This window comes from Streptomyces sp. NPDC001410 (assembly GCF_042895235.1).
GTDB lineage: Bacteria > Actinomycetota > Actinomycetes > Streptomycetales > Streptomycetaceae > Streptomyces.
In genome coordinates, this window is sequence record NZ_JBIAWE010000012.1 from 134,679 (window position 1) to 152,009 (window position 17,331).

Below are 17,331 nucleotides of genomic sequence, written 5' to 3' on the forward strand. Positions count from 1 at the left end.
CGGGGGGCGCGCCCTTACTTGATCGCCAGCCAGGCCACCGCGGCGACGACCGCCACGGCGACGACGACGCCGATGATCAGGCCGATGCGCGGGCCGGAGGAGGCGGCCGCCTGCTGTCGACCTCCCTGGGGAGCCTCGTCGACGAACGCGCGGAACATCTGGGTGCTGCCGGCGGGGTCGTAGTTGCCCTGGGGGCCCTGGGTGTTAGCCATGGCCCGAGACACTAGCGAATCCAGGTGACCGGCCCAAGTGCGGGGCCACCGGTACAGAGGGGGGCAGGCCACCCGCCGCCACCTGCGTATTTACGGTTGCAATACTTGCCTTTGCCAAGTTTTTGCGCCAACCCGCCCCAAATTGTTTGCCTGCAGCAACCAACAGATCTATGGTTGCCCCAAGCAACGAATACGGGAGGTGTGATGGCCGAGCAGGCGCAGTACGAGGAGCTGGCGCGTCAGCTCAGTGCCGTCGGAGCCGTGAAACGGGACATGGGGCGGATCCTGCCGCCCGATTGCCCGGCAGGCTCGGCCGCCGTGCTGACCCTGCTCGGTCGCCACGGCGACATGCGCATGAGCAAGCTCGCCGAGCTGCTCGCCGTGGACATGTCGGTCACCAGCCGGCATGTCGCGCACGTCGCCGCGCGCGGCTGGATCGAGCGGTCACCGGACCCCGCGGACAAGCGCTCGCGCATCCTGCGCCTGACGCCCACGGGCCTGGAGCAGCTCGACGAGCTGTCCCGGCGGACCACCCATCTGCTCGCCGACCGGCTGAGCGACTGGACCGACGAGGAGGTCGGCCAGCTCATCCGGCTGATGACGCGCCTGCGCGCCAGCTTCGGCGACTGCCGGTCCGCCCCGCCACGGCCGCCCGCGCCCGTACTCGAAGAGACCACCCGTACACCCGCAAGCACGTAAGCAAAGGAAGCCCATGGCAACGACCACACCAGCCGGTGTGCGGGCTCACGCCAAGCATGGGGGAGGCTCCCAAGGCGCCTCCGGGCACGCCCCGATGTCCCACCGGCAGATCATGGAGGCGCTCTCCGGGCTGCTGCTCGGCATGTTCGCCGCCATCCTGTCGTCCACCATCGTCTCCAACGCCCTGCCCGAGATCATCCAGGACCTCGGCGGCGGACAGAGCGCCTACACCTGGGTCGTCACGGCCGCGCTGCTGGCGATGACCGCCTCGACCCCGCTCTGGGGCAAGCTCGCCGACCTGGTCAGCAAGAAGGCGCTCGTCCAGATAGCCCTGGTCATCTACATCGCGGGCTCGGTCGTCGCCGGTCTGGCGCAGAACCCGGGCATGCTGATCGGCGCCCGGGTCATCCAGGGCCTCGGCGCCGGCGGTCTGACCGCGCTGGCCCAGATCATCATGGCCGCAATGATCTCCCCGCGTGAGCGCGGCCGGTACTCCGGCTACCTCGGCGCGACCTTCGCCGTCGCCACCGTCGGCGGCCCGCTGGTCGGCGGTGTCATCACCGACGCCGACTGGCTCGGCTGGCGCTACTGCCTGTTCGTCGGCATTCCCTTCGCGCTGATCGCCCTGCTCGTGCTGCAGAAGACGCTGCACCTGCCGGAGACCAAGCGCAAGGTCAAGGTCGACTGGGCCGGCGCCTTCTTCATCACCGCCGCCGTCAGCCTGCTGCTGGTCTGGGTCACCTTCGCCGACGACAAGTACGACTGGCTGTCCTGGCAGACCTACACGATGGTCGGCGGCGCGCTCCTGCTCGCGCTGATCTTCCTCTTCGTCGAGACGAAGGCCGCCGAGCCGATCATCCCGCTGCGCCTCTTCAAGAACCGCACCATCGCGCTGGCCTCGGTCGCCTCCCTCTTCGTCGGCATCGCGATGTTCGCCGGCACGGTGTTCTTCAGCCAGTACTTCCAGCTGGCGCGCGACAAGTCCCCGACGATGTCCGGTGTCATGACGATCCCGATGATCGCCGGCCTGTTCGTCTCCTCCACCGTCTCCGGCCAGGTCATCACCAAGACCGGCAAGTGGAAGGCCTGGCTGGTCACCGGCGGTGTGCTGCTGACGGCCGGTCTGGGTCTGCTCGGCACCATGCGGTACGACACCGACTACTGGAAGATCGCGATCTTCATGGCGGTCATGGGCCTCGGCATCGGCATGATGATGCAGAACCTGGTCCTGTCCACCCAGAACCAGGTCGCCCCGCACGAACTCGGCGCCGCCAGCTCGGTCGTCACCTTCTTCCGCTCCCTCGGCGGCGCGGTGGGCGTCTCGGCGCTCGGCTCCGTGATGTCGACCCGGATCACCCACTACGCCAAGGACACGATCGGCCAGCTGAGCCCCAAGGAGCAGCTGGCGGCCGCCAAGGCCAGCGGCTCCGGTCAGCTGCCGGACATGGACCTGCTGCCCGCGCACATCCGCACCTGGCTGGAGGGCGCCTACGGGCACGGCATCGCCGACATCTTCCTGTACGTCGCGCCGATCGCCTTCCTCGCCTTCCTGGTCACCCTGTTCATCAAGGAGGTCCCGCTGCGCACGACCGGCGCCCTGGCCCAGGCCGCCGAGGCCGACAAGGCCGAGACCCCGGCCGTCACTGTCGCGCAGACCGCCCCCGCCGAGGAGAAGGTGCCCAGCTGGGCCGTCCCGGTCGTGGACCCGCAGGACGGTACGGAGGCCACCCCCACCGATCAGTTCACCGCTGTCGCCACCCTGCCCGCCCCCGACGAGCCGGCCTCCGGCGGCACCCCGGTCCACGGCTTCGTGCGCGGCGCCGAGAGCACCCCGGTCCCGCAGGCCGCAGTCACGCTGATCTCCCTCGGCGGCCGCCAGCTGGGCCGCGCGGTCGCCCAGGCCGACGGCTCCTACGGGCTGAGCGCACCGGGCACGGGCTCGTACGTGCTCATCGCCTCCGCCGACGGCTACCAGCCGCAGGCCTCCACGATCGTAGTGGGCGAGGAGCCGCTGTCGTACGACATCCTGCTCAGCGGCACCAGCGGGCTGAGCGGCGTGGTCCGGGCGGCCGGGAGCGCGCTGCCGGTCAAGGACGCGATGGTGATCGTCACCGATGTGCGCGGGGACCTGCTGGCCACCGCGGCCAGCGGTGAGCAGGGCGAGTTCGCCTTCACCGAGCTGGTGCCGGGCGTGGTGACCGTCGCGGTGAACGCGGCCGGGTTCCGTCCGCGCGCCCTGCCGGTCGAGATCGGCGCCACCGGCGTCACCCGGATCGAGCTGGACCTGGACGCCGGCGCCCAGCTGCAGGGTGTCGTACGAGCCCCGCACGGTCCGCTGGCCGACGCCCGGGTGACCCTCGTGGACGCGGCGGGCAACGTGGTCGGCACCGCCACCACCGGGACGGACGGGGCGTACGCCTTCGCCGACCTGGACAACGGCGAGTACACCGTCATCGCGACGGGCTACCCGCCGGCGGCCACCGCCCTGACCGTCTCCGGCACCGGAGTCGACGGCCACGACATCGAACTCGCCCACTCCGGCGAGTAGTTCGGCCCCGGCCCGTGGTGCGCGCACCGCCATGCGCGCACCACGGGCCGGTTTCATACGACCAATTTGTAAGCCTCTGTAATTCCTTGGGGAGAAAACGGGATGGGACTGACCGCGAGGATCCGCACCCGGGACGGATGGGCCGTGTCGCACGCGGTCGTCACGGTGACCGACATGACCGGTACGCAGGTGCTGCGGGCCGAGGCGGACGCCGAGGGTGCCGTACGGGACGCCACCGGGCTGGCGCCGGGGGCGTACACGGTGATCGTGACCGCCGTCGGATACGCGCCCGCCGCCTCCAGCGCGATCGTCACCGCGAGCGGGCGGGCCGAGGTCGGCACGGTGACCCTGGCCCGGCAGGGCGGCACCGAACTACCGCCGCCCGGCCCCTGGACCATCGACCCGGTGCACTCCTCCGTCGCCGCCGTCGCCCAGCACCTGGGCATCTCCAGCGTGCACGGCCGGTTCACGGAGTTCGGCGGATCCATCGAGATCGCCCCCGACGACGTCACCAAGTCCCGCGTGGAAGCGGTGATCCGGGCGGCCTCCGTCGACACCGGCAACGGGATGCGCGACACGCACCTGCGGTCCGCCGACTTCCTCGACGTCGAGCGGCACCCGGAGATCACCTTCCGCTCCACCGGCCTGGCCCAGGCCGGCCCGGACCGCTGGACGGTCCACGGCGAACTGGCGATGCACGGAGTCGTACGGCCGGCCGACCTGGACCTGGCCTACCTCGGCACCGGCGCCGACCCGTGGGGCGGCACCCGCGCCGCCTTCCGCGCCACCGCCGAACTCCACCGCGAGGACTTCGCGATGAACTACAACCAGGTTGTTGCAGCGGGCATTACAGCGATCGGTACGACGCTCAAGGTGGAGCTGGACATCCAAGCGTTTCAAGGAGAAGAACTCCCGTAGGCATGAAGATCACGGGCAGGAGTCCTGGCGCCCGTGCGCTGGCGCGCGGGCTGCCAGAACCGGAATGGAAGCGATCTTCGCCGCGTCCAGGTGCTCCCACACCAGCCCAGTCGGCCGGTGAGGGGACTCACAGGAGATGACCTCGTCGGGAGTGACGATCAGATCCACGCAGAAGTCGTGATCGGTCGCCGGAAGATCCTCGTCCAGCACCTGGAACGAGTGGACCGTGGACACGACCACCGTCCGGTCGCTGATCAGTCCGGCCTCCATCAGGAACGCGAACTCAAGGTCCGAATACCCGGCCCCCTTGCCGATGCGGACGCCGTCCCGGTTCACGGCGACACTGCCGACGACCACCATGTCGACCGGCTGGAGGTCGGCCACATCAACCCGCGGAGCCACAGTTGCCGCGATCTTGCTGGAGGCCGCCTCCTGCGGCGGGACGGGGAGCACCGCGGGATCGAGCAGGTAGAAGGGCCGCGGATCGGCGAGCTTCGGCACCGCCATGAACACCGTCTTCCCCTCGACGAGCGCGCGAGCGCGTACCGGCAGCTGCGCCTTGTCCGGCACAGCCTTGATGACGCGTGCGTCGCGCCAGGGCTTCAGGTCGGCGAGCCGGTCCGCAGCGGCATCTGAGCCATTGAAATTCGGGATGCGGCCGTGGGCCGTCGAGTCCATGACGGCCCCCTCTGCGTCGAGCAGATCCCAGACGCGCTCGCGTACTCGCTGCTTGGCTTCGTCCACATATGTGCGCACGTCGGGCTCCTTCATGCCGTGGTCACGTCGCTTCCATCAACGCCATCAGCCGGTCCTGCGCGTCCTGCACGGCAGGTTCGCTGCGCCACGGGCGCATCTCTCGGGCGGCTCGGAAGACGATGTTCATCCCACCACCTCCGCGTGTGCCGTGCAGTTCGCTCACAGCGTCGTTGAACACGGCGAGCGCGGCGTCCAAATTCCCGTCCCGAAGCCGAGCCAGCGTGAGGTCGCCGAGGACGATCGCCCGGGACTTGCGCCTGTCGTTCAGATCGACGGCGGTCTGAGCCAGAAGCTGCTCGGCTATGCGTAGTCGCCGAGCGAGAGGTAGCACGAGCCGGCCAGGCGGCCGAAGTGCGTGGGCGAGAACAGATCGTGGGCCACGTCCGCACCGTGGGCCTGGCCCAGGTACCGCTCGGCGCCCGTCAGGGCACGTTCGCACTCGCTCGCCTGACCCAGATAGGCATACGCCTCCGCTGCGTGCAGCATGGCCAGCCCTGTAAGGACGTGGCTGGTGTGTCGAGCCGTACGGGCTGCCTGGAGTGCCAAGTCCAGACCCTCCCGGTAGTCACTGGCGCCGTACAGGGCTACGTAACAGGTCCGTAAGAGGGCGTGCCCTTCCGCGTTCGGGTCGCCCAGATGGCGAGCAACGTCGACACTTTGCGCGTAGTACGAGCGGGCTGTGACGTGGTCCCTCCGCTGTGAGGCATCCCAGACGAGCTGCCCCATGAAGCTCGCCGCATCCGCTTGGAGGATTCGCATCTCGCGCTGAACGCGTCCGGGCGGAGCTTCGCCGGCGAGGAAGGCAACCTTGCTCGCGTGCTCACCGGCGCGGGCCAGCAGCGTCGCGGAGGGCACGCGGTCGTAGTGCTCGCCCAGGGAATTCATGCTGTCTCGGAGTTCAGCAACGGTCGAGAGATCCACACGGGACGGATGGCGCATCGCGTACTCCGTGCGCTCCGCAATGGGCTGCTCGGTGGACGAGACTGCGAGGAGTTCGCTCAACTCGTCGGGGGTGACCTGAAGAACCGCCGCGAGCTGCGGCCGAATCCACGGCTGGGGCGCTACCTTCCCCGACTCCCAGCGCGCGACGGTGGACCGCTCAACTCGCAGCGTCTCGGCGAGGCCTTCCTGCGTAAGGCCTACCGCCCGGCGGCGGCGGACCAACCCGTGCCGTTTCAGAGCCATGGAGCGAATCTCCCCGTGTAGTTCCTCGCGATTCCCGAAGCCGAAACTGCCCTGGTCATGCCCGGCGATGCGCCATGAATGCCTCATCCATGCGCCAATTCTGCTCTGGATCGCGGCCGCTGGGCGCGGTTCCGTGGAGCTCCACCGAACGGGTTAGGCACCCTACGCGCCACCGCATCCGGGACGGAGAACGTCATGGCACCATCCCCACCCAGCCTCTGGGAACAACCGCCACGGCAAAGAGCGTTCGGCCATGACACGTCGTCCGTGAGCGAGGCGCGGAAGTTCGCCGAGCGAACCCTGGACGACTGGGGAATCACCGACCGCATCGACGATGTCCGGCTCTGCGTATCGGAGGTCGCCACCAACGCCCTGCTTCACGGTACGTCCGGCAACGACGGCATCCTCGTACGGCTCAGAGCTGCCGACCATCTCCTGCGTGTCGAGGTGCTCGACAGCAGCTCTGCCCTCCCCGAACAGCGCTTCCCGGACGCCGAGAGCGACGCCGGCCGTGGTCTGCTGCTGGTAGCTGCGTGCGCCGATGACTGGGGCGTCGACAGGTACGTGGACCACAAGGTCGTGTGGGCCGATTTCAAGATTGATACTGCGGACACGATGAAGGTGACGGAGTGCTGACGCCTGCTCGCCCGAGCGGCCGCTGGGTACCCGAGGCGCCGAGGGCCGAGGTCAAGACCCCTCTGACCATCCGTACATGGATCGGTGCCGACCCACACGGCCAAGAGATCGGCTTTGTCCTCCTGGCTCATCCGCCTATGCCCTGGCGTGACGCTACTCCCGCGGGCATCCACCGGCGCATGAGAGCCCTGGCCTTCGCCTCTGGACTTCGCACCCCTGAACAACCGCTCGCCGATCTGGGCACATGCCTGACGGTGCGTCATGGTGCTGTGCACCTTCGGCTCGTACGCATCAGCAAGGGCCTCTCGCTTCCCGCGCACGAGCACTGGAAGCGGCTGCTGCGCACACGCCCTGAAGTTGCGCTCGTCATCGGCCTGGCTCCCCTGGATGTGCAGGCCGCTGCCGAGGAGGCCGACCGCTACATCGATCGCTGCCTGCACAACGGCGATCTCATGGTCGGCCGAGTGCATGCTGAACGCCTGGCGGAAGATGCCAGGGCTGGTCGGGGGCTCACGACGTGATGCGTGAGCTTGTCGATTGCCTCATCATCTGGTTAGCCCCCGGCCTCCGGCGCTGGCTGCAAGCCGTCTCACGCCGGAGCAAAGCCTGGCTGCGCGCTTGTGCGTCCCCACGTTCTCGCGCACGAGCGGCGCGCGGTGCAGGCGGTCCGTCCCGTCAGGCCATGTACCGGCGCATCCCTCCGCGGCCCCCGCGATGACTCCCACCACCCGAGGTTTCCCCGCCCGGTACGGGCGGGGATGTACGAGCACTTCTCGTCCATCGAGAAAGGGGAAGCAATGCCCACCATGCAAGTAGAAGAGCGCCGCCCCAGCGGCCTGGCGCTCGACGTGCCGGAGCTGCGGTTGCCGCTGAGCACCGAGGGCCCCGCGGCCATGCCGGAGCTGTCCGAGGGTGATGGTCCGTCGCCGTTCGCGTTCCGTTTCCTCGTGCCGGTTTCGGCCACGGGTGGCATCCTGCCGAGCGATGTCGAGTACGACGAGGACACGCAGACCGGGACGTATGAAGGTCTGCCGCCGGGCGTCTACATGACCAAGAATCCGCCGAAGACCTACGGTCCGACGCAGCCGAGCGGCCAGATGGACGCCCCGGACGACCCCGGACCGAGCGACGACTGATGACAGGCGCCGGACAGGTTCTCATCCTGGCGGGTCGCTTCGATCCCACCTGTGATCTGGTGGTTGAGGAACTGAACCGGCGTGCCGTGCCCGTCTTCCGGGCTGACATGGCCGAGTTCCCGCTGAGGCTCACGCTCGTCGCGAGCCTCAGCGGGAACCGCTGGCACGGCACGCTGAACAACGACCGCCGCACCCTCGACCTCGCGTCGGTCCGCTCCGTCTACTACCGCCGCCCCACCCGCCCGAAGTTCCCCGAGCAGATGACCCCCGAGGCCCGCAAGGTCGCCGAGACCGAAGCCCGCTGGGGCTTCGGCGGTCTGCTGTCGGCCCTGTCGTGTCGCTGGCTCCCTCCGCCGGGGAAGGCGGCCGATGCCGAATACAAGCCACTGCAACTGCGCATCGCCGCCGAAGCAGGGCTCAGCGTGCCCCGAACCCTGATCACCAACGACCCCAACGCAGCACGGGACTTTGCGGACTCGATCGGCGAACCGCTCCTGTACAAGCCGTTCTTTCACGTGCGCGGCACCTTGCATGGGCAGACCGCCGCTGTGTACGCGAGCATCGTCAACCCCAACGACCTGCCGCATCCGGACATCGCCACCACCGCCCACCTGTTCCAGGAGTGGGTACCCAAGGCATACGAAGTGCGGCTGACCGCCGTAGGCGGCCGGATCTTCGCGGCCAAGATCCACGCCGATTCGGACGCAGGCCGCATCGACTGGCGCAGCGACTACGTCAGCCACTCATACGAGACCTGCGAGCCGCCACCCGAGGTTGCGGCCGGAGTCCTGCGGATGCTCGACCGGCTCGGACTGCCGTACGGTGCCTTCGATTTCGTGGTAACCCCGGAGGGGGACTGGCGATTCTTGGAGGTGAACCCGAGCGGACAGTACGGGTTCATCGAGCAGGCGACCGGACTGCCGATCACGGCCGCGATCTGTGACTACTTGGAAGGAAACGGCCCGTGACGAACCTCCTCGACGACGAACAGCGCCTCCTCGCCGCCCGTGTCGCCCTCACACAACGGATCGACCGCGGAAACGTGGTGCTGTCCTCGCGCCTGGCGGGCGCCTTCCTCAACGTCCCCCGGCATCCCTTCGTGCCAGTCTTCTACCGCCGCGACGGCGAACGGTTCATCCCGTGGCGCATCACCGACGGCGACCCGGATACGTGGCTCGACGCCGTCTATACGGACGGCTCCCTCATCACCGAAGTGGACGGCGTCCACGCCGAGGACGCGGTCCCCGCAGGGCTGACCGGCGTCCCTACGTCGTCCTCGACGGCGCCGAGCCTCATGGCGGACATGCTCGACGCCCTCGACGTGAACGAGGGCGACGAGGTCTACGAAGCCGGTACCGGCACGGGCTACAACGCCGGTGCGCTGTGCTTCCTCGCCGGGGACAAGCACGTCACGACCGTGGACCACACCGAATCCCTAACGGACAAGGCGCGCCTGCGGCTGAACGCCGTGGGCTTCGACCCGCTCGTCATCCACGGCGACGGCGCGCGGGACTTCCCCACAGACGGCATGTATGACCGGCTCATCGCCACCGCGTCCGTACGCCGCATCCCGCCCGAGTGGCTGCGACGGCTGCGCTCCGGCGGCATCATGGTCGTCCCCATCAAGGGCACGCTCGCCGGCGGGATGGTCGCCCGGCTTACGAAGCTGCCGGACGGGGCTGCGGTCGGCCACATCCTGCACACGCCCGCCGCGTTCATGCCGCTCAAGAGCGATACGAAGACATCCGCACACGTGCCCGCCGTCCCGGACGGTCCCTGTGGGAACGCCGAACTCTCGGCCCGCATCCTCGACGACTGGACGTTCTCGTTCTTCGCCCAGCTCCACATGCCCCCAGACCTCGTCCGCACCTACGGGAAGAACTCCGACGGGCTACACGTCACCACCCTGTACGACCCCGCCGACGGCTCAGCGACCCGCATCGATGACATGCCCGAGGGGCCGCCGATGGTGACCTCTATCGGACCGCGCGATCTGTGGCAGCCGGTCGAAGCCGCACACCAGCTGTGGCAGCAGCTCAACCGGCCCCGCCGCGAGTGGTTCACCATCGAGGCCACGACCACCGAGCAGATCGTGAGGTACACCGCCCCGGACGGACACGTCTACCGCTGGACGCTGTAGCGCCGACAACCACGGGTCGAAGAGCACCGATCGGTCCCTGGCCCGCGGCCGGGGACGAGAGGCAGGCCCCGCCCCGGGCGGCCATGGACCGTTTGGGGTCGAGTGTCAGTGCCGTGGGCGAGACTGCCCAACGTGAGTGTGCTTCTGGCGTTACAAGTGCTCGTCGTTCTCAGAGGGCGTTAAGTCCGTTTCCGGTATTGACCGCGTCCGGGTTGTTCGAGGAGTCCTTGGCGGACGAGTCGTCCCAGGCGGGAGCGGTTTACGTTGATCGAGGGCTCGCCGGTGGACAGGCCGAGGTGCTCGTGCAGTTCGCGGACGCGGAACACTTTGTCGGGGTGCTCGTTGAACGCGGTCACGATGCGCTGGTAGACGGTGGCGGTCGCTGCCGGGGCCGATTCCTGGTCGGGTAGGGCGAGGCTGTCGATCACCTTGCGGGTGGCGGTGAGTTCGGCCAGGCGGGCCTCGGTCTCGGTGAGGGCGGCAGTGAACTGCTCGATCTTTCCGCGTAGTTGGTCGGCACGGGCGGCGGTCTCGTCGTGTTCGGCCTGCAGTAGCCGCAGGAGTTCGGAGACGTTCACGCGGCCAGCTCCAGCTCGTTGCGCCAGGCGGGTGCGGGGGTGGTGAGGCGGCGGAGCATGCCGGCGGTCGAGGCCCAGTAGACGCGGGAGGTGGCGTTGTCGGGCCGGTGGTCGTAGTCGCGGGCGAGGCGCCGGTGCAGCGTGAGGGTGCCGTTGACCTGCTCGACCACCCAGCGTTTCGGCTGCGGGACGAAGCCCTTGCCCTGATCGCCGGGGTTGCGCCGGATGACCTCGACGGTGATGTCGTTGAGTGCGCCGTGGATGATCACGGCGTCCTTGAAGCCCTGGTCGACCAGGGCCTTCTCCAGGCGCATCCCGCATCGCTCGGCCGCCTGGTCCAGCAGGGCGATACCGGCCTCGTTGTCGTGCGCGCTGGCGGGCAGGACCACCACACCGATGATCAGGCCGAGGACGTCGACGGCGAGTCCCCGCTTCCGGCCCGGCGTCTTCTTGTTCGCGTCCAGTCCCGTGGTCTTCTTCGGCACCCCGGCCGCCACGCGGACGGACTGGGTGTCGATGATGATCAGGGACGGGTCCTCTAAGCGTCTGGCCCGCTCCCGCACCTGGCAGCGCAGAATCTCCTGGATCCGCTGGTCAAGGCCGTCCTCGCGCCACAGGGTGAAGTAGTAGAACACTGCCGACCAGGCCGGAAGATCGTGCGGCAACAGCCGCCACTGACAGCCCGTCCGGTTCTGATACAGCAACGCGTTCACGACCTCGCGCAGGTCGCAGGAGCCCGGATCCCCGGTCGCCGACCGCGCTACCCGCTCCTGCTTCCACGCGGTGACCAGCGGCTCGATCAACTCCCACTGCTCGTCGGACAAGTCGGTTGAGTACCGCATCCGTTCCACGGACCCGACTCCATCATGCACACGACATGCGACTCGTCGGAACCGTCGCGTCACCCACGAACGAGCGACACCAGACCATCTGCAATGGGACTTAACGCCCTCTGAGTGCCGAAAGCGACGTAGATTCCTCAAACCACCCCATCAAGCGACCCGCCCCCCGTCTTCCCACGTGCACTGCTTGCCTCCGTCACTGTGGGACACCGCTTTTCCCACCACACCCTGGAGGAAGCTGCCGTCCGGGCCGCGCTGCTCCTGTGGGTCCCGGACAGCGGCAGCAGGACGAGCGCGACGAATCCGGCGGGGGTGTGGGTGTTCAGGCTCGGGACTGGGCCAGGACCCTGCCTGCGGGTTGGCTGCCGTCTGCCAGGTAGCGGGAGTAGTGGGCGCGTTCTTCCGGCGTGATCGCGGCGCGGTTGCCGGTGGAGTCGAAACGGATGACGCGTGTTCTCACCGTGGCGTGGGTGCCATGTTCGGAGGTGATCTGGGTGATGAGCGTCAGGCTGGCCCGGCCGACCTTTTCGGCTTGCAGAGACAGCTCGACTTCGGCTGTCGTCCAGGGCAGGGGCATGGTGAAGCTGGCCTGGATGTCCGCGACACCCCAGTAGCTCTCGATGCCGTGCTCATGCTGGAGCATTCGTGCCAGTTCGACGGCGGTGTCCTCGGCGTACCGGATCATCGACAGGTTGTGCACGTTGCCGTAGATGTCGGCGTCGCTCATCCTGATGTGTCGACGGGTCGTGAAGAATTCCATGGTGTTCTGCTCCGGGAAGAGTGGTGTTCGAGACGGTGGTGGTCCGTGCGCCGTTGGCCATGACGGGGAGGGGGTATTGCTCCTGGGCTGCCAGGCGGGGCGGCGCAGATGTGACGGTGACCAGGTCAGCGCGTGGTCATGGGGGTGTCCGTCAGGGTCTTCTCGATGATGTCGGCCGCGGCTGGCGCGCCGCCGGCCGTGCTGATGTCGCGGCGCAGCCTGGCCACTGCATCGGTGATCTGCGGGTCGTCCATGACCGTGCGCACTGCGTCGCGCAGCGTCTCGGCGGTGGCTTGTTCCCGGGGTAGGTGGCGTCCGACACCCAGTTCCTCGACTTGGCCGGCATTGACCCTCTGCTCGGCCATCTGCGGCACCACGACGACGGGCACCCCGAGTGAGAAGGCTTCCATCAGGCTGCCCATGCCGCCGTGGGTGACGAACACCGACGCGGCGGCCAGGACATCCAACTGCGGCACACGCGCGTGCACTTCGAAGCCGTCTTCCAGCGGGCCCAGCCCGGTGGCGGCCACCTCGGCTCCCACGCTCATCACCACATGCCACCCCAGGCCCCGGAACGCCTCGATACACGACCGGTAGAAGTCCGGGCGCCGGTTGAACTGGGAGCCCAGCGAGACGTATAGCACCGGCTTGTCGCCCTCGGGCCTGAGCCAGCGGCCCTGGAAGGACCGGTCGCCGATCGCCGGGCCCACCCAGTGCGCCTCGCCTGCCCTCACCGTCTGCGCACGACGCTGGAAGGAACGGGGGAAGAACGCGATCGTCTTCGGCGGCGCCAGCGTCAGCGCGTGGACTCCTCCTGGGACGCCGAACTCCTCCAGCGCCTGTGCGAGCTGGGGGAAGCCGGGGATCTGCGCGATGTCCTCAAGCCCGTAGAAGTCCTGCACCACACCGTCGTACGGGATGTGCGTGGGGGCCAGCTGGACGGTGGGAACCCCCCAGCGGGCCGCCAGCAGCGGCCCGGCCCACGCGTACACGTCCGAGAGCACTACATCGGGCACGTCGGCACCGAATCCGGCTTCCAGCTGCGGCAGTGCAGCAACGTTCACGACGACAGCGCCGGTCACCCCGACGACCATGTCCTCAGGGGCCTCGCCGGCATCGGGTGCCTCGTAGAGAACGGGAGTCGCGCCCGCTGCGCGGACGTCGTCGGCGAACTGCGCGGTCACCGCGTAACTCACCCGGTGACCGCGCGCCACCAGTTCACGCACGACGGCCAGCGTCGGGATCACGTGCCCCGGCATGGGCACGTTGAACACGGCCACATGGCGTACTCGCTCTGCACCGCAGGACGGACCACTCAGCATGACCACCACTCCCCACTTCACGGCGCGGCCAGGCCGCCACCGGAGATCGATACTGTGTCCTCCCCAACGCAGCGGCCGTCGCCAGGACACCCCCGGCCCCGCAATATCATCCGTTTGTGATCAGTGGCTCATGGCCACCGGTGTCACGCGGGGCGCAGGGGAATGCTCAGGCGAGTCTCGGCTGCGGAGAACGTCAGCGTTGAGGCGATCGGGCCGACGCCCGTGTAACGGTGGTCGCTGCCGTCAAAGACCAGCGCCAGGCGGTGCCCGGACGGGACGTTCCACGCAGCGGCGGGCATCGCCACCTCGGCCGCGAAACGGGTACCAGGCGTGGCGTGGCTGAAGCTGTAGGGGGCATGGCTGATCAGCCGCGCCACGCCCAGCGGGTCCACATCGTAGAGATAGGCCACGAACGTGCCTTCAGGCGCCGTGGACGTCAGGCGGGTGCGCACGAGGGGTGAGCCCCGCAACTTCCGAGGCCTCTCAAGCGGTTCGCTGCGCCAGACGGCCGCGATCGGGGAGACCAGCAGGGGGAGCAGGGTCGTGGGCGCCACACCAGCCGAGTCCGCCAGGCCGGCGACAGGGAAGGCGCCCGAGTCGGCTGGTGAGTCCAGGCCCGTGAGCAGGCGCACGCCGTCCTGTCCGGAGTTCTGCTCTGCCAGCAACGGTACCTGCGAGGGAGAGCGCTCCAAGGCCGACCAGCTCGGATAGGTCTCCACCCGCTCACCGTTGCGGGGGCGCACCATCAACGGTGCACGACGATCCGCACCGTTGAACCGGCCCAGGAGGAACCGGTCGAGCCAGAGCCGGGCATGCTCGCGGATGGAAGCCTTCGGCTGCAGCAGTGCCGCTTCGCGCGAACTGGAATCCCCATGGCCCCCAGGGTTCATCCACAGCTGCTTCGGACCGGTCAGCTGGTCCAGGAACCGGCCCGTCTGACCAGCCGGCACAAGGGGGTCACTCCACTCGCCGGCCATGAACACCGGCGTGTGTCGCGCGTTGAGCCCCGCGGCGAAGGTACGAGGGGACCGTTGCCGCGCCCAGGTCCGCACGCCTGCTGTGTCCCGGTTGCTCGTCAACCTCGCGAATGCCTGACGCGTCTGCGGACTCATCCGGCCGTTGAGCGAGCCCAGCACGGCCTGATAGGTGGCGATAGTCCCCGCATCGGTGCCATTGCGCACGAACGCATCGAACAAGTCAGTCCAGGGACACAGAGCCGCGACAGCCGCCACACGCGGATCATGGGCCGCCGCATTCAATGCCACCGCCGCCCCGTACGAGGAGGAGTACAGCCCCACACGCCGTTTGTCCGCAGGTGTGTGGCCGAGTGCCCATGTGATCATCTCCGAGACGTCCGCCACGTCCGACGGGCCCGCCATATCGATCTGCCCGCCCGAACTCCGCAAGCCTCGCGGGTCATAGAAGACCACCACGTAGCCAGCTTCTGCCAGTTCCCTTTTCTCGTCGAGCAGCACATCCTGCGGCATGGTCCACCATGCGCCCGGCATGACGATCAACGGGTGAGGTCCAGTCCCCGCCGGCATGTAGACAGTGGCGGCGATACGTGTGCCGTCACGCATGATGACCGTCGTGCCCGACACTGACACCGACGTCGCACCGCCGTCCAACGAAGCGTTGCCCACCGCTTGCTCGCCACCGGGCTCCGCCGCCGACACCACGGTTCCCTGACCGGCCAGGACTGAAGCCAACAACGCCACGGAGACTGTGCCCCGCCACCCACCCGACTTCCTTACACCGCTCACAGCCTCACCACGGCGGTACCACCCTTCTGCCTGACGAAAGAGGTGACGTAGTGCTCAGGACCCGTACGCAACACCCCTCCGGCGCCAACACAAGCAGGCACTTCAACGACGTCAGACCCAAAACTGTCACGCCTCACCTCCGGCAGTAACGAGTGCACCACCAACGCGGCGACAGACGGGACCGTGAATCGCGCATCGCCTCAGGGCGCCGGCGGTGTCCGGGTGGTCGGCGGGGGGCGAAGGGGCCACAGGCCGGCCGCCTCCGCCCATGACAACGCAGCCGGCACTGCCCTGCTCGATCAGGCGGCCGAGCGGTGCGGGATGCGTCTGGAGAAGGCCCTGGTGGACCAGGGCTTCAAGGACGAGGTTCTCATCCACGGCGCCCTGCTGGACATCGACGTCGAGGTCGCCTTCAACCAGCACCCCGGCCGGGCATTCCGAGCCCGCGAGATGCACGAACTTCTCGGCATGCCCACCGACGAGGCGACCGTCAACGTCACCCGCAGCCGCCTGGGACGCCTCGTCCGACAAGGCTTCCTCACCCAACCCGGACGAGGTCGCTACCAGAAACGGACTTAACGTCCACTCATAGCCGCACTCTTCTTGTGGAGCTATGTGCCATTTCGGAACTGGACGCGTGCGCGACTGCGAGCCGTCAAACGTTGGATCGTGCGCGAAGTCAGGCGGCGCCGACGCAACCTAGCGCTGCGGCACGCTGCGCCGCTCTTGACCGAAGCAGAGGACGTGCTTCCGCGCGCCGCGGCGGACAGAGTGCCGCCCGGGAGCGGCCTCACGCCCGAGTGGGTGGTGAGGTGGTGGTACGCGGCACAGATCTCAATTCCCGTAGCCGTGCTCGTGTTCGCTCTCATCGCGGTCTTCGTGTGGAACGCAGATGCTCTCTTCACGGCACACCCCCAGCCTGCCAACTCGGAACAGGTGGCGCCCAACCCTTGGCGATCTTTGGGGGAGCGGGTGGTCGCTCTCCCGGGGGCCGTGGAGGCGTGGAAAGGGCCGGAAGACGCGTTCAAGGGGCTGCGCAGCCTTCTGGTGATCTTGGTGGCGGTACGTCTAATTCCGCTGGCTGTCAGGATCACGGCGGTGGTCTCTCAACGGCCGGAGCAGCGGGAACGCAAGGCGCAAATGCGGAGAAGTCGAGAGAAGTTCGCAAACGACTACTGGCGCTGCTGGCCCGTGGTGGTGCTGGTGTTGACAGCCGTCGAGTGCGCCCGAGAGCTCAAGCAACTGGACACCGCGGACCCCGGGGACGACGTACCCAGAGTCTCTCTGCGCCCTGTTGAGTGCGTCCTTTGGCAGGCGCCCCGAACAAGGCGAGGCAAGGCACGTGTCCATCAAGAGCGTGTCACCAAAGTGCACATCGCCCGGGTAGTCGGAGCCTTGCGAGCGGCTGAGGCTCAGCAGGACTCAGATCCGAAGAAGGCGTTGCAGGACCTCACCGTCCTATTGCTGACGATCGCAGAGCGGTACGCGGAAGGGAAAGTCAGCCAGCTGCTCGATGAGGACCAGATCGGTGATGCCGAGCAGGTAGTCCACAGGGAGCACGTTCGGGTGGCGGCAGTCGGTGGCGCCGTCGTGCTGGCCATGACAGGCGCAGCTCTGGCAGGACTGCCTGAAGCCGCGCTCACCGCCCTGCTTCCAGTCGTGGTGCTTGTGGCGGTCATCCTTTTCTACCGGGAGAAGGGACCTACCGCCTCGCAACTGACTGACTTGGTCATCCCCCGGTAGCCCATGCCGCACAGCCCCCGTTTCCCCCGTTTCCTGGGGAGTCTGAGGAGCCCTCGGGGAGTGCGAGCCCGATAAAGCCCGCACCCTGGTCAA

At 68.2% G+C, this 17,331-nt stretch carries 19 protein-coding genes; 10 read left to right on the forward strand and 9 right to left on the reverse strand.

Annotated elements, in window-relative coordinates:
- Window positions 1–14: 14 nt before the first annotated feature.
- The gene (locus ACFY3C_RS26480; protein ID WP_386580333.1) at window positions 15–212 is read right to left on the reverse strand and encodes a hypothetical protein; all 198 of its coding nucleotides are present in this window, start codon (window positions 210–212) and stop codon (window positions 15–17) included.
- Window positions 213–416: 204 nt separating this feature from the next.
- Between ACFY3C_RS26480 and ACFY3C_RS26485 the strand changes: the two genes are divergently transcribed.
- From ACFY3C_RS26485 to ACFY3C_RS26495, 3 genes are all read left to right on the forward strand, one after another.
- Window positions 417–911: a MarR family winged helix-turn-helix transcriptional regulator gene (locus ACFY3C_RS26485; protein WP_390772490.1), complete on the forward strand. Its 495-nt coding sequence runs from the start codon at window positions 417–419 to the stop codon at window positions 909–911.
- 13 nt (window positions 912–924) lie between these two features.
- Window positions 925–3,459 carry an MFS transporter gene (locus ACFY3C_RS26490; RefSeq protein ID WP_390772491.1) on the forward strand — a complete coding sequence of 845 codons (2,535 nt, stop codon included), beginning with the start codon at window positions 925–927 and terminating at the stop codon, window positions 3,457–3,459.
- Between the two features lie 102 nt (window positions 3,460–3,561).
- Complete coding sequence (locus ACFY3C_RS26495; protein ID WP_390772492.1) at window positions 3,562–4,377, forward strand: YceI family protein; 816 nt, start codon at window positions 3,562–3,564, stop codon at window positions 4,375–4,377.
- A 9-nt stretch (window positions 4,378–4,386) separates the two neighbouring features.
- Here ACFY3C_RS26495 and ACFY3C_RS26500 read toward each other — a convergent pair whose 3' ends face one another.
- From ACFY3C_RS26500 to ACFY3C_RS26510, 3 genes are all read right to left on the reverse strand, one after another.
- Complete coding sequence (locus ACFY3C_RS26500) at window positions 4,387–5,148, reverse strand: 5-formyltetrahydrofolate cyclo-ligase (protein WP_390772493.1); 762 nt, start codon at window positions 5,146–5,148, stop codon at window positions 4,387–4,389.
- 7 nt (window positions 5,149–5,155) lie between these two features.
- Entirely contained in the window at window positions 5,156–5,329 is a 174-nt protein-coding gene (locus tag ACFY3C_RS26505; protein WP_390772494.1) for a hypothetical protein, read from the reverse strand.
- Window positions 5,330–5,433: 104 nt separating this feature from the next.
- Complete coding sequence (locus ACFY3C_RS26510; RefSeq protein ID WP_390772495.1) at window positions 5,434–6,318, reverse strand: helix-turn-helix transcriptional regulator; 885 nt, start codon at window positions 6,316–6,318, stop codon at window positions 5,434–5,436.
- A gap of 267 nt (window positions 6,319–6,585) precedes the next feature.
- Between ACFY3C_RS26510 and ACFY3C_RS26515 the strand changes: the two genes are divergently transcribed.
- The 5 genes from ACFY3C_RS26515 (at window position 6,586) to ACFY3C_RS26535 (ending at window position 10,230) form a co-directional block, all read left to right on the forward strand.
- Entirely contained in the window at window positions 6,586–6,954 is a 369-nt protein-coding gene (locus tag ACFY3C_RS26515; RefSeq protein WP_390772496.1) for an ATP-binding protein, read from the forward strand.
- Window positions 6,955–7,133: 179 nt separating this feature from the next.
- On the forward strand, window positions 7,134–7,475 hold the full coding sequence (locus tag ACFY3C_RS26520; RefSeq protein WP_390772497.1) for a hypothetical protein: 342 nt from the start codon (window positions 7,134–7,136) through the stop codon (window positions 7,473–7,475).
- Window positions 7,476–7,712: 237 nt separating this feature from the next.
- A complete protein-coding gene (locus tag ACFY3C_RS26525; protein WP_390772498.1) occupies window positions 7,713–8,090 on the forward strand; it encodes a hypothetical protein in 378 nt (125 codons plus the stop codon).
- On the forward strand, window positions 8,090–9,058 hold the full coding sequence (gene tgmB, locus ACFY3C_RS26530; RefSeq protein ID WP_390772499.1) for an ATP-grasp ribosomal peptide maturase: 969 nt from the start codon (window positions 8,090–8,092) through the stop codon (window positions 9,056–9,058). The genes ACFY3C_RS26525 and tgmB overlap by 1 nt, the downstream gene beginning before the upstream one ends.
- On the forward strand, window positions 9,055–10,230 hold the full coding sequence (locus ACFY3C_RS26535) for a protein-L-isoaspartate(D-aspartate) O-methyltransferase (RefSeq protein ID WP_390772500.1): 1,176 nt from the start codon (window positions 9,055–9,057) through the stop codon (window positions 10,228–10,230). The genes tgmB and ACFY3C_RS26535 overlap by 4 nt, the downstream gene beginning before the upstream one ends.
- Window positions 10,231–10,409: 179 nt before the next feature.
- Here the strand turns inward: ACFY3C_RS26535 and ACFY3C_RS26540 are convergent, their stop codons facing one another.
- The 5 genes from ACFY3C_RS26540 to ACFY3C_RS26560 all read right to left on the reverse strand — a co-directional run bounded on the left by ACFY3C_RS26540 (window position 10,410) and on the right by ACFY3C_RS26560 (window position 15,450).
- Window positions 10,410–10,808, reverse strand: coding sequence for a type IV toxin-antitoxin system AbiEi family antitoxin domain-containing protein (locus ACFY3C_RS26540; RefSeq protein WP_390772501.1), 399 nt, complete (start codon window positions 10,806–10,808; stop codon window positions 10,410–10,412).
- The gene (locus ACFY3C_RS26545) at window positions 10,805–11,659 is read right to left on the reverse strand and encodes an IS5 family transposase (protein WP_390772502.1); all 855 of its coding nucleotides are present in this window, start codon (window positions 11,657–11,659) and stop codon (window positions 10,805–10,807) included. Before ACFY3C_RS26545 ends, ACFY3C_RS26540 begins: the two co-directional genes overlap by 4 nt.
- Before the next feature lie 313 nt (window positions 11,660–11,972).
- Window positions 11,973–12,377 carry an acyl-CoA thioesterase gene (locus ACFY3C_RS26550; RefSeq protein WP_390772503.1) on the reverse strand — a complete coding sequence of 135 codons (405 nt, stop codon included), beginning with the start codon at window positions 12,375–12,377 and terminating at the stop codon, window positions 11,973–11,975.
- A 158-nt stretch (window positions 12,378–12,535) separates the two neighbouring features.
- Window positions 12,536–13,732 carry a macrolide family glycosyltransferase gene (locus ACFY3C_RS26555; RefSeq protein ID WP_390772504.1) on the reverse strand — a complete coding sequence of 399 codons (1,197 nt, stop codon included), beginning with the start codon at window positions 13,730–13,732 and terminating at the stop codon, window positions 12,536–12,538.
- 143 nt (window positions 13,733–13,875) lie between these two features.
- Window positions 13,876–15,450: a CocE/NonD family hydrolase gene (locus ACFY3C_RS26560; RefSeq protein WP_390772505.1), complete on the reverse strand. Its 1,575-nt coding sequence runs from the start codon at window positions 15,448–15,450 to the stop codon at window positions 13,876–13,878.
- A 366-nt stretch (window positions 15,451–15,816) separates the two neighbouring features.
- Here ACFY3C_RS26560 and ACFY3C_RS26565 point away from each other — a divergent pair, with 366 nt between their 5' ends.
- On the forward strand, window positions 15,817–16,074 hold the full coding sequence (locus ACFY3C_RS26565) for a hypothetical protein (protein WP_390772506.1): 258 nt from the start codon (window positions 15,817–15,819) through the stop codon (window positions 16,072–16,074).
- A gap of 147 nt (window positions 16,075–16,221) precedes the next feature.
- Window positions 16,222–17,238 (forward strand): hypothetical protein, encoded by a 1,017-nt coding sequence (locus tag ACFY3C_RS26570; protein ID WP_390772507.1) that lies wholly within the window; start codon window positions 16,222–16,224, stop codon window positions 17,236–17,238.
- Window positions 17,239–17,331: the final 93 nt, after the last annotated feature.

Bases quoted from the DNA above. Each gene is read 5' to 3' on its own strand.
- ACFY3C_RS26480 (WP_386580333.1), bottom strand. From the start codon at position 212: ATGGCTAACACCCAGGGCCCCCAGGGCAACTACGACCCCGCCGGCAGC.
- ACFY3C_RS26485 (WP_390772490.1), top strand. From the start codon at position 417: ATGGCCGAGCAGGCGCAGTACGAGGAGCTGGCGCGTCAGCTCAGTGCC.
- ACFY3C_RS26490 (WP_390772491.1), top strand. From the start codon at position 925: ATGGCAACGACCACACCAGCCGGTGTGCGGGCTCACGCCAAGCATGGG.
- ACFY3C_RS26495 (WP_390772492.1), top strand. From the start codon at position 3,562: ATGGGACTGACCGCGAGGATCCGCACCCGGGACGGATGGGCCGTGTCG.
- ACFY3C_RS26500 (WP_390772493.1), bottom strand. From the start codon at position 5,148: ATGAAGGAGCCCGACGTGCGCACATATGTGGACGAAGCCAAGCAGCGA.
- ACFY3C_RS26510 (WP_390772495.1), bottom strand. From the start codon at position 6,318: ATGGCTCTGAAACGGCACGGGTTGGTCCGCCGCCGCCGGGCGGTAGGC.
- ACFY3C_RS26520 (WP_390772497.1), top strand. From the start codon at position 7,134: ATGAGAGCCCTGGCCTTCGCCTCTGGACTTCGCACCCCTGAACAACCG.
- ACFY3C_RS26525 (WP_390772498.1), top strand. From the start codon at position 7,713: ATGTACGAGCACTTCTCGTCCATCGAGAAAGGGGAAGCAATGCCCACC.
- tgmB (WP_390772499.1), top strand. From the start codon at position 8,090: ATGACAGGCGCCGGACAGGTTCTCATCCTGGCGGGTCGCTTCGATCCC.
- ACFY3C_RS26550 (WP_390772503.1), bottom strand. From the start codon at position 12,377: ATGAGCGACGCCGACATCTACGGCAACGTGCACAACCTGTCGATGATC.
- ACFY3C_RS26555 (WP_390772504.1), bottom strand. From the start codon at position 13,732: ATGCTGAGTGGTCCGTCCTGCGGTGCAGAGCGAGTACGCCATGTGGCC.
- ACFY3C_RS26565 (WP_390772506.1), top strand. From the start codon at position 15,817: ATGCGTCTGGAGAAGGCCCTGGTGGACCAGGGCTTCAAGGACGAGGTT.